The 13,891-nt window shown below is 71.6% G+C and carries 13 protein-coding genes and 2 pseudogenes; 10 read left to right on the plus strand and 5 right to left on the minus strand.

Going from position 1 to position 13,891, the window contains the following annotated elements; genetic code table 11:
• From ACZ6S6_RS34865 to ACZ6S6_RS34880, 4 genes are all read left to right on the plus strand, one after another.
• The coding region (locus ACZ6S6_RS34865) for a ricin-type beta-trefoil lectin domain protein (RefSeq protein WP_469708999.1) at positions 1-751 on the plus strand (751 nt) is incomplete at its 5' end.
• Positions 751-2,154 carry an RICIN domain-containing protein gene (locus ACZ6S6_RS34870; RefSeq protein ID WP_362967509.1) on the plus strand — a complete coding sequence of 468 codons (1,404 nt, stop codon included), beginning with the start codon at positions 751-753 and terminating at the stop codon, positions 2,152-2,154. The genes ACZ6S6_RS34865 and ACZ6S6_RS34870, both read left to right, overlap by 1 nt.
• 182 nt (positions 2,155-2,336) lie before the next feature.
• Positions 2,337-4,529 carry an RICIN domain-containing protein gene (locus tag ACZ6S6_RS34875; RefSeq protein ID WP_469709092.1) on the plus strand — a complete coding sequence of 731 codons (2,193 nt, stop codon included), beginning with the start codon at positions 2,337-2,339 and terminating at the stop codon, positions 4,527-4,529.
• Between the two features lie 125 nt (positions 4,530-4,654).
• Positions 4,655-4,933, plus strand: coding sequence for an oligopeptide/dipeptide ABC transporter ATP-binding protein (locus tag ACZ6S6_RS34880; RefSeq protein ID WP_469709001.1), 279 nt, complete (start codon positions 4,655-4,657; stop codon positions 4,931-4,933).
• A 45-nt stretch (positions 4,934-4,978) separates the two neighbouring features.
• Here the strand turns inward: ACZ6S6_RS34880 and ACZ6S6_RS34885 are convergent.
• Both ACZ6S6_RS34885 and ACZ6S6_RS34890 read right to left on the minus strand, forming a co-directional pair.
• Positions 4,979-6,599: pseudogene (locus ACZ6S6_RS34885) on the minus strand (phytoene desaturase family protein).
• Positions 6,600-6,666: 67 nt separating this feature from the next.
• A complete protein-coding gene (locus ACZ6S6_RS34890; RefSeq protein WP_469709003.1) occupies positions 6,667-7,182 on the minus strand; it encodes an SRPBCC family protein in 516 nt (171 codons plus the stop codon).
• A 13-nt stretch (positions 7,183-7,195) separates the two neighbouring features.
• Here ACZ6S6_RS34890 and ACZ6S6_RS34895 point away from each other — a divergent pair, with 13 nt between their 5' ends.
• The 5 genes and pseudogenes from ACZ6S6_RS34895 to ACZ6S6_RS34915 all read left to right on the plus strand — a co-directional run bounded on the left by ACZ6S6_RS34895 (position 7,196) and on the right by ACZ6S6_RS34915 (position 10,275).
• Entirely contained in the window at positions 7,196-7,882 is a 687-nt protein-coding gene (locus tag ACZ6S6_RS34895; RefSeq protein WP_469709005.1) for a HemK2/MTQ2 family protein methyltransferase, read from the plus strand.
• A 13-nt stretch (positions 7,883-7,895) separates the two neighbouring features.
• Positions 7,896-8,144 (plus strand): CDGSH iron-sulfur domain-containing protein, encoded by a 249-nt coding sequence (locus ACZ6S6_RS34900; protein ID WP_362954524.1) that lies wholly within the window; start codon positions 7,896-7,898, stop codon positions 8,142-8,144.
• Positions 8,128-9,156, plus strand: coding sequence for an iron-containing redox enzyme family protein (locus tag ACZ6S6_RS34905; protein WP_469709093.1), 1,029 nt, complete (start codon positions 8,128-8,130; stop codon positions 9,154-9,156). Before ACZ6S6_RS34900 ends, ACZ6S6_RS34905 begins: the two co-directional genes overlap by 17 nt.
• Positions 9,157-9,197: 41 nt before the next feature.
• Positions 9,198-9,335 (plus strand): annotated as a pseudogene (locus ACZ6S6_RS34910) (gamma-glutamyltransferase); the annotation flags it as partial.
• Between the two features lie 112 nt (positions 9,336-9,447).
• Positions 9,448-10,275 (plus strand): inositol monophosphatase family protein, encoded by an 828-nt coding sequence (locus ACZ6S6_RS34915; protein WP_469709007.1) that lies wholly within the window; start codon positions 9,448-9,450, stop codon positions 10,273-10,275.
• A gap of 146 nt (positions 10,276-10,421) precedes the next feature.
• Here the strand turns inward: ACZ6S6_RS34915 and ACZ6S6_RS34920 are convergent, their stop codons facing one another.
• On the minus strand, positions 10,422-10,817 hold the full coding sequence (locus tag ACZ6S6_RS34920) for a VOC family protein (RefSeq protein ID WP_469709009.1): 396 nt from the start codon (positions 10,815-10,817) through the stop codon (positions 10,422-10,424).
• A gap of 28 nt (positions 10,818-10,845) precedes the next feature.
• A complete protein-coding gene (locus ACZ6S6_RS34925; protein ID WP_469709095.1) occupies positions 10,846-11,649 on the minus strand; it encodes a nucleotidyltransferase domain-containing protein in 804 nt (267 codons plus the stop codon).
• 198 nt (positions 11,650-11,847) lie between these two features.
• Here ACZ6S6_RS34925 and ACZ6S6_RS34930 point away from each other — a divergent pair, with 198 nt between their 5' ends.
• Positions 11,848-13,278 (plus strand): phytoene desaturase family protein, encoded by a 1,431-nt coding sequence (locus ACZ6S6_RS34930; protein ID WP_469709011.1) that lies wholly within the window; start codon positions 11,848-11,850, stop codon positions 13,276-13,278.
• Between the two features lie 183 nt (positions 13,279-13,461).
• Here the strand turns inward: ACZ6S6_RS34930 and ACZ6S6_RS34935 are convergent, their stop codons facing one another.
• The gene (locus ACZ6S6_RS34935; RefSeq protein WP_362954516.1) at positions 13,462-13,770 is read right to left on the minus strand and encodes a UBP-type zinc finger domain-containing protein; all 309 of its coding nucleotides are present in this window, start codon (positions 13,768-13,770) and stop codon (positions 13,462-13,464) included.
• Positions 13,771-13,891 lie beyond the last annotated feature (121 nt).

Here is a 13,891-nt window from a genome sequence, read left to right on the forward strand (position 1 = left end):
GAACGTCGGCTTCGAACCCTCCACCGTCCACGGCACCCTGCACGGCCCCGGCTACTCCGGCTCCGCCGGCATCGGCGCCGGATACACCCTCCCCGGCGGCCAGGCCTTCGCCGACGACTTCCACACCTTCGCCATCGACTGGGCCCCCGACTCCATCACCTGGTCCGTCGACGGCAACGTCTACCAGCACCGCACCCCCGCCGACACCGGCGGCAACACCTGGGCCTTCAACAAGCCCTTCTTCCTCATCCTCAACCTCGCCGTCGGCGGCTACTGGCCCGGCGACCCCGACAACAACACCACCTTCCCCCAGCAACTCGTCGTCGACCACGTACGCGTCACCACCAGCGACACCCAGCCCCCGGCCGGTTCGGGGACCATCACCGGCCTGGCCGGCAAGTGCGTCGACGTGGCCGCGGCGAGCAGTGCCAACGGCACTCCCGTACAGCTCTACGACTGCAACGGCTCCGCCGCCCAGAAGTGGAGTGTCGGCGGCGACGGCACGATCAGGGCGCTGGGCAAGTGTCTTGACGTCGCGTCGGGCGGTACGGCGGACGGAACCGTCGTTCAGCTGTGGGACTGCAACGGTTCGGCGGCCCAGCGGTGGGCGGTCAGCGGTGCGCGCGACATCGTGAACCCGCAGGCCGACAAGTGCCTGGACGTCACGGGGAACAGTTCGGCCAACGGCACCCGGCTCCAGATCTGGACCTGCACCGGGGCCACCAACCAGAAGTGGACGGTGAACAGTTGATGCGCCGAGACCTGCTGCGCGGGCACGCCCCCGCCGTACGGAGCGCCCTGGGAGTCGTGGCCGCCGCCGCCCTCCTCGCCGGGCTGACCGGCTCGCCCGCCCTGGGCGCGGCCACGGCCACCGGACAGATCACCGGGGTCGGCGGCAAGTGCGTCGACGTGGCCGCGGCGAGCAGTGCCAACGGCACTCCCGTACAGCTCTACGACTGCAACGGCTCCGCCGCTCAGCAGTGGAGCCTGGGCAGTGACGGGACGGTCAAGGCGCTGGGCAAGTGTCTTGACGTCGCGTCGGGCGGTACGGCGGACGGAACCGTCGTTCAGCTGTGGGACTGCAACGGTTCGGCGGCCCAGCGGTGGGCGGTCAGCGGTGCGCGCGACATCGTGAACCCGCAGGCCGACAAGTGCCTGGATGCCACGGGGAACAGTTCGGCCAACGGCACCCGGCTCCAGATCTGGACCTGCACCGGGGCCACCAACCAGAAGTGGACCGCGCCCGCCGTCGAGGGCGGAGGCGGGGGAGACCCGGCCGCTCCCGGGGCCATGGCGGTCGCACCGTACCTCTACAACGGCTGGGGCAGCCCGCCCAGCCCGACCACCGTCATGAACGCCACCGGCGTCAAGTGGTTCACGCTCGCCTTCGTCCTCAGCAACGGCTACTGCAACCCGCAGTGGGACGGCGGCAGACCGCTGACCGGCGGCGTCGACCAGCAGACGGTCAACACCGTCCGGAGTGCCGGCGGCGATGTCATCCCGTCCTTCGGCGGCTGGAGCGGCAACAAGCTGGAGAGCTCGTGCTCCAGTGCGGGCGAGCTGGCGGCCGCGTACCAGAAGGTGATCAACGCCTACGGCCTCAAGGCGATCGACATCGACATCGAGGCCGACGCGTACGCCAGCGCCACGGTGCAGCAGCGCACGGTCGACGCGCTGAAGACCGTCAAGGCCAACAACCCGGGCATCAAGGTGTACGTCACCTTCGGCACCGGCCAGAGCGGGCCGGACGACAGCATGGTCCGCAAGGCGTCGGCCTCCGGGCTGACCGTGGACAGCTGGACGATCATGCCGTTCGACTTCGGCGGGGCGGGCCAGAACATGGGCAACCTCACCGTCAGCGCGGCCGAAGGGCTGAAGAACGTCGTCAAGAGCGCCTACGGATACACGGACGACCAGGCGTACCGGCACACCGGGATCTCCTCGATGAACGGCATCACCGACGACAACGAGACGGTGACGGTCGCGGACTTCCGCACCATCCTGGCCTACGCCCAGCAGCGCCATCTGGCCCGGCTCACCTTCTGGTCGGTCAACCGGGACCGCCCGTGCGCCGGAGGCGGCGCCGACTCCTGCTCGGGCGTATCCCAGCAGCCCTGGGACTTCACGAAGGTGTTCGCCCAGTACGCCGGCTGACCGGCCTGTACGCCGGCTGACCGGCCTGTACGCCGCCTGACCGTCCAGATCGTGCTGCCCGCCCTGCCCGCCCTGCCCGTCGCGCCGTCCGACCCGCACAGGAGACAACCGTGCCCAGATCTGTCCGAAGGCCCACCGAGGGCCGCCGATCCGGCCTCTCGCCGACCCGCCGACGGCGGGCGCTGACCGCGGTGTTCGCGGCCGGCGCCCTGGCCGGGTCGGTCCTGGCCGCCACCCCCGCCCCGGCCGCGGTCCCGGCCGGGCCCGCCCCGGCCGCCGCGGCGGCAGCCGCGCTGCCGTCCGGCTGGGCCACCGTCGTCAACAGCGGCAGCGGCAAGTGCCTGGACGCCCGGTCCGCCGCGACCGTCAACGGCACCGCCGTCCAGCAGTACACGTGCAACAACTCCACGGCCCAGCAGTGGAGCCTGACCGCGACCTCCGGCGGCTATGTGCGCATCAACAACCGCAACGACGCCGCCCAGACCGTGGACGTCAGCGATGTGTCCACCGCCGACAGCGCCGCCGTCCAGCTCTGGACGTACGGCGGCGGCACCAACCAGCAGTGGCAGCCCGTCGACGAGGGCGGCGGCGCCTACCACTTCGTCAACCGCAACAGCGGCAAGTGCCTGGACGTGCCCGCCGCCTCGACGGCCGACAGCGTCCAGCTCGTCCAGTACACCTGCAACAACACCGCGGCCCAGCGGTTCCAGGTCACACCGGTCGCCACCGCGCCGGGCGATGTGGACCTCGGGCCGAACGTGGTGGTCTTCGACCCGTCGATGCCGTCGGCCACCATTCAGAGCCGGCTCGACTCGATCTTCCGGCAGCAGGAGACCAATCAGTTCGGCAACCAGCGCTACGCGGTGATGTTCAAGCCGGGTACGTACAGCAACGACGTCAACGTGGGCTTCTACACCCAGGTCCTCGGACTCGGACAGTCGCCCGACTCGGTGACGATCAACGGCGCCGTTCACGCCGAGGCGGACTGGTTCCCGCCGCAGAACGCCACCCAGAACTTCTGGCGCGGCGCCGAGAACCTCTCGGTGAACCCGACCGGCGGCACCGACCGCTGGGCCGTTTCCCAGGCGGCCCCGTACCGGCGCATGCATGTGCGCGGCAATCTGGCCCTGGACGACGGCGGCTGGGCCAGCGGCGGCTTCATGGCCGACACCAAGATCGACGGCCAGGTGCGGTCCGGTACGCAGCAGCAGTGGATCACCCGTAACTCCACGCTCGGCAGCTGGACCGGCTCCAACTGGAACATGGTCTTCGTCGGCAGCCAGGGCGTCCCGGCCACCAGCTTCCCCAACCCGCCCTACACCACGGTGAACCAGGCGCCCGTGATCCGGGAGAAGCCCTTCCTGTACGTGGACGGCGCCGGCGCCTACCAGGTGTTCGTGCCGGCCGTCCGCAGCAACGCCTCGGGCACCACCTGGGCAGGCGGCAACGCCGCGGGCACCTCGATCGGCATGGACAAGTTCTTCGTCGTGAAGGCGGGAGCCACGGCCGCGCAGATCAACGCCGCGCTGGCCGAGGGGAAGAACCTGCTGGTCACCCCGGGCGTCTACCACCTCGACCAGACGCTGAAGGTGACCAGGCCCGACACCGTCGTCCTGGGGCTCGGCCTTGCCACGTTCATCCCGGACAACGGGGTCACCGCGATGACGGTGGCCGACGTCGACGGGGTCAAGGTCGCCGGCATCCTCTTCGACGCCGGTACGACGAACTCCCAGACCCTGATGGAGGTCGGCCCGGCCGGCTCCTCGGCCGGGCACGCGGCGAATCCGACCTCGCTGCACGATGTCTTCTTCCGGGTCGGCGGCGCCGCCGTGGGCCGGGCGACCACCAGCCTGGTGGTCAACAGCGACCACGTCATCGGCGACCACATGTGGATCTGGCGCGGCGATCACGGCAGCGGCATCGGCTGGAACAGCAACAAGGCGGACACCGGCCTCGTCGTCAACGGGGACGACGTGACGATGTACGGACTCTTCGTCGAGCACTACCAGAAGCACCAGACGATCTGGAACGGCAACGGCGGGCGCACGTACTTCTACCAGAACGAGATGCCGTACGACGTGCCGGACCAGGCGTCCTGGATGAACGGCTCCACCCAGGGCTACGCCGCCTACAAGGTCGCGGACTCGGTCACCAGCCACCAGGCGTACGGGCTCGGAAGCTACTGCTACTTCAGCTCGAACCCGGCGGTGACGGCCGAGCACGCCTTCGAGGTCCCGGACAACCCGAACGTCCGGTTCCAGAGCATGGTGACCGTCTCGCTCGGCGGCACCGGAACGATCCGCCACGTCATCAACGGGCGGGGCGGCCCCTCCAACTCCTCGTCGAACGTGGCCAATCTCGTCAGCCACCCCTGAGTACAGCGACGTCCGGAAACGGGCTGACGGCGGCGGGCGCGGAAGGTGTCTTCACACCTTCCGCGCCCGCCGTTGTCCGATCGCTCGATGGAGCGGCACTTCGCCGCCTCGGGCGCCGGATCGCCGTGACGTACCTCGTCCAGATCGTCGAACAGGCCCCCACCGCCGAGCTGTTCGCCGCCGCCAAGCACCCCTGCACGCAGGCCCTGCTCCCCGCCGCTCCGGTACCCGACCCGGTTCTCCAGCGCTCCCGTGAACGTATCGTGCTCCACGGCGAGCTGCCCAGCCCGCTGGACCCTCCGCCCGGCTGCCGCTTCCCCCAGAGCTGTTCGGCGGGTGGTGTGGCTATCAGCCGGAGGCGTGACGAACGATGCCGCTGGAGTGCTCTGCGGTGGGGATCATGACTGGTGTGAATTGGCTACGGGCCGCGGTCGTGGCGGCGCGGGGCGCTATGTTTTCCTGCCCTTGCGGTCGCGTTGAGTCAATCGGCGCTGGAAGTAAGGCAGGAGTTCGGTGTGCTGTCGGCGCAGAGCCGCTCGCGCTGCGTTGGCTCCGGGGGCGCCGTGAACACCGCCGCCGGGGTGCGCGGAAGCAGAGGCGAGATAGAGCCCGGGAAGGGGCGTCTCCGGGCGGCCCGTGCCGGGGGAGGGGCGGAAGACCAACTGCTGGTGCATGGCGGTGGTTCCGCCGTTGATGGCGCCGCCGTGGAGGTTGGCATCCATGCTCTCCAGAGTGGGTGGGGCGAGGATGCGCCGGGCCTTGATGAGGCCGCGGAAGCCCGGGGCATAGCGTTCGACCTGTGCTTCGACCCGGTCCGCCATGATCTCCTGCTCGGGGATGTCCCAGGACCCGGTCAGTCCAGCCTCCCCAGCGTCTCCCCGGACCCGGTGCGGAACATGCGTGTATGCCCACGCGGATTCGGTGCCGAGGGGCGAGCGGCTGGGGTCGGCGGTGGTCATCTGGCCGAAGAGGGCGAAGGGTTCGTCGGGGATGCGGCCCATGGCGATCTGCGAGGCGAAGCGGGTGAGGCTGTCCACGCCCTCCGCGAGGTGGACGGTCCCTGCCTGTGCGGCCTCCGGGCAGGTCCAGGGCGCCGGGCCGTTCAGCGCCCAGTCCACCTTGAACGTGGCGAAGTCCCACTGGAAACGCTTCAGGTCGGCGAGCAGCTGTCCGGGAAGGTGCTCTTCGGCCACCAGGGAGCCGTAGAGCGCGGGCGCGGACACATCGGCCAGGACTGCCTTGCGGGCCGGGACTGCCTCGCCACTCGCGGTGCGTACTCCGACGGCCCTGCCGCCGCGGACGATGACCTCGGTGACGTGTTCCCCGCAGCGGACGGTACCGCCGTGCCGCGCGAGCCGGCGGACGAGAGCGGAGGTGAGCGCCCCGGAGCCTCCGGTGGGGACGGGGAAGCCGTAGGTCTGGCCGAGCATGGACATGAGCCAGCCGAAGCCGCCGCTGCCCGCCGCCTCCGGTGCGAGGTCCGCGTGCAGGGCATTGCCCGCGAGCAGGAGTCTGCCGCCCTCTCCGCGGAACTCCTCCTCTCCCAGTCGTCGCACCGGCAGCACCATCGTCCTGGCCAGTCGGAGCCCACCCGCCGCGCGCAGCCGGAGCGCCAGACGGGCGCCGGCGCGGACCGGGGGGAACGGCGTGAACAGTGCGTCGATGATGCCGGGCCGCAGTGTCTCCCAGACGTTCCGCAGCTCTTTCCACGCGGCCCCGTCCCCGGGAGCGAACGCCTCCAGGCTCGCGGCCGTCTCTTCCAGGTCACGGCTGAGGACGGCGCAGCGGCCGTCGAGCAGGGGGTGGGCGAGCACTTTCGGGGCGTAGCTCCAGCTCAGCCCCTCACGCTCCAGACGCAGGCCGCCCAGGACCGGGGAGGCGGCCGCGAGGGGGTAGAAGGCGCTGAAGAGGTCGCTGGTGAATTCCGGGTCCACTCTCCGGTCGTGGCGGACCGCTCCACCGGGCTCGTTCTGGGCTTTCCAGAACCTCCACGCTCCAGCCCGCGTCGGCCAGGAGGTTGGCCGCGACCAGCCCGTTGGGACCCGCCCCGATCACTACGGCGTCCGGCATGGCTGGCTCCCGGCTCGGTGGTTGGCGCCCCGTCCGGGGGAGCGGTTGGGGCCAGCGGGGTATCGGTTCACACCCTGCGAGGTCGCGGTCGCCCGCGAGCCGAGCGGGGCGGGACTTCGCCGGCCTCGCACAGCCGGGCCAGACGGCCCAGCATCACGCGGTGCCTCACTTGCTGGGCCGCGTCCAGGAGGCCGTTGTGCAGAGCGCCTCCCGCACCGCGTAGGGGGTGTTCGTCAAAGATGATCAGCGTGTGCTCGCCCCAGGGCCGCAGCTCAATCGCGATCCTGGCGGACCCCAGCGGCCCACTGTCCGCCTCCAGCTCGAGGACGGCGGTCGGTTCGCTGCGGCGCACCACGGTCCGGTTGTGCAGGGTGAACGGCCCGATCCTGATCTCGTATCGGAGGGTTGCTCCCAGCTCCGGCCACTGACCCGCGTCCACCTGGGCCTTGGCGGCGCCAACGACAGGGCAGGAGGCCGGAGACCGCGGCTCCAGTGGCGGCGGCCACCAAGAAGGTCGAACCTGGACGAGGTGGGCACGTGCCTGGCGAGACGAGCGGGATCCCGAACCTGTCTGTGTCCCCATGGGGAGGCTTTCGATGACGATCGCTGCCACACGGCCCGCCGGCTTCGGGAACCTGTGGACGCTGCCGGGGGTCTACGCTCCGCAGGCCGATACCTACCTGCTCGCCCAGGCTCTTCGAAGTGAAGGGCTCACAGCGGGCATGGAAGTCCTCGATGTCTGCACCGGAAGCGGCGCGCTCGCTCTGCTGGCCGCGCGGATGCGCGCCCGGGTGACAGCGACCGACATCTCCCGGCGGGCAGTGATGACCGCACGGATGAACGCCGCCCGCGCCGGTCACCGTATCCGGGTGATGCACGGCGACCTCACCGGGCCGGTCGTCGGTCAGCGCTTCGATCTGGTGATGAGTAACCCGCCCTACGTGCCCACACCCTACGAACACCGTTCCCACCCTCATGGATCCGCGGTCGCCTGGGACGCCGGACACGGCGGGCGGCAGGCCCTGGACCGGATATGCGCTCATGCACGGGACCTGCTCCGGCCACACGGCGTACTGCTCCTGGTGCACTCCGGGCTCTGCGGCGTCGAGGAGACGCTCAGCAGGATGACGGATTCCGGCCTGCGCTGCTCCGTGACGGAGCGGTCTTGCGTGCCCTACGGACCCGTGATCACCAAGAGACTGCCGTGGCTGCGGGATCAGGGACTGATCAACGCCGACGAAGACACAGAGGAACTGGTGGTCATCCGTGCCGAACGAACCTGACCACGCCAGGCGTGTGACCGTTGTCCGCGACGGTCCGATTCTCATCGAAGGGCCGGTGGAAATCGTCCAGGAGGACGGCACGACCACCGCCTCCGACCGGTTCGTCGTCGCCGTCTGCACCTGCCGCCGCAGCCGCGCGTATCCCTGGTGCGACACCAGCCACCGCCGCCGTACGAAACCTTCCCGCGCCGGCAGCAGCGAGGGCGGCGACCGGTCTTCCGGCAGCGACCCGAAGGACACGCATGATGGCAACCACCACTGAGCACAGCCCTGCCGGCCCCACCGTGCCCCGTGCTCGAGGGCCGCTCTCGGCCGGTCTGTTCGCTGCCCTTGCATCGCCGCAGCATGCTCCTCCAGGGGTGGACGACGCCGCAGCCGCGGATCCGTACGGGGAAGACCTGCAGCTGGCCCTCTACGTGCTCTACGAGTTGCACTACCAAGGATTCGCAGCAGTCGCCGAGGACCGTGAATGGGACCCGGCGCTGATGCCGTTGCGCCGGGCCCTCGAACGGCGGTTCCTCGGCGCTCTGCGGACCGACGTTCCTTCCGGACGCTCGGCCGACGAGGCCGTCGGAGAGCTGCTGGTCGAGCCTGCAGATCATCGTGGCAGCGTCGCCCACCACCTCGAACACGCGGGAGAACTGTGGCAGATGCGCGAGTACGCCGCCCTGCGCTCCCTTTACCACCTCAAGGAGGCGGACCCGCATGCCTGGGTGATCCCCCGGCTGCGCGGGCGGGCCAAGGCCGGCATGGTCGCCATCGAATACGACGAGTTCGGTGCCGGGCGGGCCGAGAACATTCACGCTCAGCTCTTCGCCGAGCTGATGGACGACCTGGGCCTGGACACCGCCTACGGCGGCTACGTGGAGGCGGCGCCCGCCCCCGCGCTCGCCGTCGTTAACGTCATGACGCTGTTCGGCCTGCGGCGAGCCCTGCGCGGCGCACTGGTGGGCCATTTCGCATGCGTGGAGATCACCTCGTCGCCAGGTTCCCGACGACTCGCTGCGGCGATGCGGCGCGTCGGCGCCGGGCCCGCGGCCGAACGCTTCTACACCGAGCATGTGGAGGCGGACGCCGTCCACGAGCAGGTCGTACGGCGAGAGGTGATCGGCGGGCTGCTCACCGAGGAACCGAGCCTGGATGCCGAGGTGGCTTTCGGCGCTGACGCCACTGTGTACCTGGAAAGCCGGCTGGCGTCTCATCTGCTGAAGACTTGGCAGCTTGGGCGGTCGGCGTTGCGCGACGGCGATGGTTCCACCCGGCTGCCACCCTGAGGCGAGGGCCGTGCTCAGACGGTTCGAGGAGTGAGTGGGAGCGTGGCCGGGCCGTGCGGTACGTCGGTGACCCGTGGTCCGAGGGCCGGATGTGCGCGGTCGCCCGCGACCCGCGGACCGGGGTGCTGTCCGCGGCCGCGAACCCGCGGGGAATGCAGGGGTACGCGGTCGCCCGCTGACCGGCGCCGCCACCCGGTCACGACCGGGCCGGTCGTGACCGGACGCCGGCCGGCCATCCACCCGTCATGACCAGGTCGTCGTCGCCCCGGCCCCGCGTGCTTAGCTGGGGGCATGATCGATGACTTCCTTGCCGGGGACCTGACCGAGGTCGAGGCGGCGGTCCGCGCAGCGGCCGCCGCCGAGATCATGCCGCGCTACCGGCAGCTCGCCGCACACGAGATCGTCGAGAAGAACGGCCCGCACGACCTCGTGACCACCGCGGACCGCCTCGCCGAGGAACACCTCACCGCCTCCCTGAGCCGGCTCCTGCCCGGTTCGGTGGTCGTCGGTGAGGAGGCGGTCCACGCCGATCCGAAGGTGTACGAGGCACTGAGCGGCGAGGCGCCCGTCTGGATCGTCGACCCGGTCGACGGCACCCGCCAGTTCGTCCACGGCGAGCCCGGCTTCTGCACCCTGGTCGCCCTCGCGCACCACGGCGAGACCCTGGCCTCCTGGACGTACGCCGCCGCCCTGGACGAGATGGCCGTGGCCGTCCGGGGCCGGGGCGCGACACTCAACGGCGCGCCCCTGCACTCCGGTTCGCCCGCGCCCGGCACGGTCCTGCGGGTGGCGATGTCGCACCCCGACTACACCACCGACGCCCAGAAGCGCGCCCTGCTGGGGCTGCGCACCGAGGGCATCGACGCCCGCCCCTGCGGCTCGGCCGGCCTCGAATACCTCGGCGTCGCCCGCGGGGCCCTGGACGCGGTCGCCTTCAACTGGGAGTTCGCCTGGGACCACGCGGCGGGCCTCCTGCTGGTCACCGAGGCGGGCGGCGCCCAGGCCACGCTGTCCGGTGTGCCGTTCCGTATCGCCGGGGGCAACGACCTGCCCTTCACGGCCGCCCGCGACCGGGCGACGGCCGACAGCGTCCTGGCCGCGCTGCGCGCCGGGGGCTGAGAAGACGCAGGCTGAGGAGACGCAGGCCGAGGAGACGGGGGCTGAGGAGACGGGGGCTGAGGAGCCGGGGGCGGCGAGGCAGGCGCGGGCCTCGCCGCCCCCGGCCCGCTGCGCCACGGCCGTCCGGCGGGACTGGGCGGATTGCCTCAGTTCACGCTCGTACCGTGCTTGACCAGGCAGAACGGGTGCCCTGCGGGGTCGGCGTAGATACGCCACGGCCGCGCGGACCCGGCGCCGTCGTCGAGTACGGCCGCACCGGCCGCCACCACCTCGGACTCGGCCGCGTCCAGGTCGGGGACCCCGAAGTCCAGATGGAACTGCTGCGGGCGCTCCGGATCGGGCCACCGCGGCGGCCGGTGGTCCGCCACCCGCTGGAAGGCGAGCACCAGCCCGGCGGCGGTGTGCAGCGTCGCCCAGTTCTCGTCGAGCGCCCATCGGCGGTCCGCCTGGTTCACACGCCCGCCGAGCAGCGAGTGGTAGAACCCGGCGAGACGCGCGGGATCGGGACAGTCGAGCACCACGCACTGCAGTTCGGCGATCATGGCGGAATCGTAGGGCCTGCCCGACGGCTCAGCTTCGGTCAGGGTCCTGGGCGGACGTGCCGGCCAGGACCGCCCGTACGTCGTTCACGACTTCCGCGGCCGTTTCCACCGCCGCGGCGTCCAGCCCCCGCAGCGCCTCGCCGGCCCGGTCCGCGAAGTCCGCGGGCGTGTCCGGCAGGGCGGCGGCCGCCGCCAGCGCGCCCTTCTCGTTGAGGCACCAGGTGCGGTGATGGGCGTGGAGCGACTGCGTGAGGATGCCGAACGCCCGGGACAGGCAGAGCGAGACATGGAGCCGGTCGCCGGAAGGAGCCGACTTACGGGCCGACGCCACCGAGAACTCCGCCTCCCAGGCCGCATCGGCGAGGGCCGTGCGCAGCGGTTCCGGGTAGTCGCGGGTCTCGGCCTGAAGCTCCGTCAATTCCCCTTGCACGTCAGCGAGTACCCGTCCGAGTGCGACCTCGCCCGGATAGGCGGGGGACCAGAAGCCGAGCGGATGGCCCGGCTGGACGCCCACCTCGTAGCGCCCCTGGCGGCAGTCGGACCAGACCGCCTCGACCCGGTCCAGATCGCGCAGGATCCAGTCCACCGGCGTGCCGTCCACCCGGAGCCAGGCCCCGCCGTTGACCCAGGGCCCCCAGCCGCCGGGCCCGGCCACCTCGACCGGCGAACCCTGCACCTCACGGGCCAGCGCGGTCAGCGCGGCCAGGTCCGGGACGCCGCGGTAGTAGAGGCCCAGATCCCAGTCGGAGTCCGGGCGGTGGGTGCCCCGGGCCCGGCTGCCGCCCAGGACGACGGCCCGGATCCCGGGCACGGCGACGAGCCGTTCGGCCATGGCGCCGATCCACCGGTACGTCGCGGAATCCTCCGGGGCCGCCCCGGAGCCGGGGAGCGGATCGGAGAGCGGTGTGGGGCGCGGCGGCCGCGCCGGGTTCGCAGAGGTCATCGAGCGGGAACCCTACCCGCGCCCGCAGCGCCTGCGCCTGTGAATATCCTGGGGACTCCGACCGTCGGCTGACAAAGGAGTCCGAAGGTGCCGTCGATGCTTGACGCAGTCGTCGTGGGGGCAGGCCCCAACGGGCTGACCGCCGCAGTCGAACTGGCCCGCCGCGGCTACACCGTGGAGGTCTTCGAAGCCGGGCGGACCGTCGGCGGCGGAGCCCGCACCGAGGAGCTCACCCTCCCCGGCTTCCGCCACGACCCCTGCTCGGCGGTCCACCCGCTCGGCATCGGCTCACCCGCCTTCGACGCGATGCCGCTCGCCCGGCACGGCCTGGAGTGGCTGCAGCCCCGGCTGGCCCTCGCCCACCCGTTCCCGGACGGGTCCGCCGCCGTGCTGGCGAGCTCGGTGGGGGAGAGCGCCATGTCGCTCGGACCGCGTGACGCGGGGGCGTACCGCAGACTCCTCGCACCGTTCCTCGGCCACTGGGACAGCATCGCCCAGGACTTCCTGCGTACCCCGTGGGACGGGCTGCCGCGCGACCCGTACCGCTGGGTGCGCTTCGGTCTGGACGCCATCCAGCCCGCCACGCTGCTGTCCCGTCGCTTCAGCGGCGAGAAGGCGCGCGGCCTCTTCGCCGGACTGGCCGCCCATGCCATAGCCCCCACCGGCGGTGTCGCGACGGGCGGAATCGCCCTGCTCTTCGCCCTGGCCGCGCACGAGAAGGGCTGGCCGGTGCCGCGCGGCGGCTCCCAGGCCATCTCCGACGCCCTCGCCTCGTACCTGCGGGAACAGAGCGGTGTCATCCACACCGGTACGGAGGTCAAGCGACTGGACGAACTCCCGCCGGCCCGCGCCTACATCTTCGACACCTCGCCGACCGCGCTGGCCCGGATCGCCGGACTGGGCAACGCCTATCAGGGCTACCGCTACGGCGCGTCCTGCTTCAAGATCGACTACGCCCTGTCGGGCCCCGTCCCCTGGACCGCCGATGAGGCCCGCCGGGCGGGCACGGTGCACATCGGCCCCACGGCCGGCGAGATCGATTCCGCCCTGCACGCCGCGGTCACCGGCCACGACCCGAGTGTGCCGTTCCTGATCACCGCCCAGCCCAGCCTCGTCGACCCGTCCCGCGCCCCCGAGGGCAAGCAGGTGTTCTGGGTGTACGGACACGTCCCGGCAGGCTGGGAGGGCGACGCCACCGAGGTCATCGAACGCCAGCTGGAGCGCTTCGCCCCCGGCTTCCGTGACCTGGTGCTCGCCCGCGCGGTGACGGGACCGCCCCAGCTCGCCGCGCGCAACGCGAACTACGTGGACGGGGACATCGCCTGCGGTGCCTTCTCGGGGCTGCAGACGGTGATCCGCCCCAGGCTCGCCCGGGTGCCGTACGCGACGGCGCATCCGGCGGTCTTCATCTGCTCGTCGGCGACCCCGCCCGGACCGGGTGTGCACGGCATGTCCGGACACCACGCGGCGAAGGCGGTATGGCGCCGGCTGCGGGAGTCGGGTCCGTCCCGCAGGTGACCCTCGGCCTCAGGGGCGGTGCGGGTCCGCGAGGGCGCGGAAGCGGGACTCGGTGTCGTCGTGCTCGACGAGGCGCCCGGCCGGCCCCGCGCAGCGCGGTGCGGGCCCGGAGTGGGCGCCGGGAGCCCCGGACCCGCTCGCCCTCAGGCGGTCCGTGCCGGACTCAGGCGGTCCGCGCCGGACTCAGGCGGTCCGCGCCGGTCCGGCTCCCTCGACGTCGAAGGTCACCTCGTCCTCGTAACACCACCACCAGGTCTCGCCCGGCTCGTAGGAGCGGATGAGCGGGTGCCCGGTGGTGGAGTGGTGCGCGGTGGCGTGCTTGTTGCGGGACGAGTCGCAGCATCCGACGTGTCCGCAGGTCGGGCACTCGCGCAGATGCACCCAGGTGTCGCCCTTCGCGACACATTCCGTGCAGGAGTCGGCACTGTCCGGGGCGACCTGCCGCACCTGGTCCAGGTGGGAGCAGATCGGTGTCGCCTGTGCGTCCGTCATCGTCGGGCCTCCTTCTCGTCGCTCGCCGCAGCCGCCCTGTCCCATTCTCGTGCGAAGTCCGGAACGGGGCGAGAGGAGGAGCGGATCGCAGCGGTGCGGGCAGCTCAGGGCTGATGTCGGA

Source organism: Streptomyces sp. NPDC048671 (genome assembly GCF_055587045.1).

Excerpts from the sequence above, each read along its gene's own strand:
- ACZ6S6_RS34870 (WP_362967509.1), top strand. The coding sequence starts at position 751 with ATGCGCCGAGACCTGCTGCGCGGGCACGCCCCCGCCGTACGGAGCGCC.
- ACZ6S6_RS34890 (WP_469709003.1), bottom strand. The coding sequence starts at position 7,182 with ATGGGGACACAGACAGGTTCGGGATCCCGCTCGTCTCGCCAGGCACGT.
- ACZ6S6_RS34895 (WP_469709005.1), top strand. The coding sequence starts at position 7,196 with ATGACGATCGCTGCCACACGGCCCGCCGGCTTCGGGAACCTGTGGACG.
- ACZ6S6_RS34905 (WP_469709093.1), top strand. The coding sequence starts at position 8,128 with ATGGCAACCACCACTGAGCACAGCCCTGCCGGCCCCACCGTGCCCCGT.
- ACZ6S6_RS34915 (WP_469709007.1), top strand. The coding sequence starts at position 9,448 with ATGATCGATGACTTCCTTGCCGGGGACCTGACCGAGGTCGAGGCGGCG.
- ACZ6S6_RS34920 (WP_469709009.1), bottom strand. The coding sequence starts at position 10,817 with ATGATCGCCGAACTGCAGTGCGTGGTGCTCGACTGTCCCGATCCCGCG.
- ACZ6S6_RS34925 (WP_469709095.1), bottom strand. The coding sequence starts at position 11,649 with ATGGCCGAACGGCTCGTCGCCGTGCCCGGGATCCGGGCCGTCGTCCTG.
- ACZ6S6_RS34935 (WP_362954516.1), bottom strand. The coding sequence starts at position 13,770 with ATGACGGACGCACAGGCGACACCGATCTGCTCCCACCTGGACCAGGTG.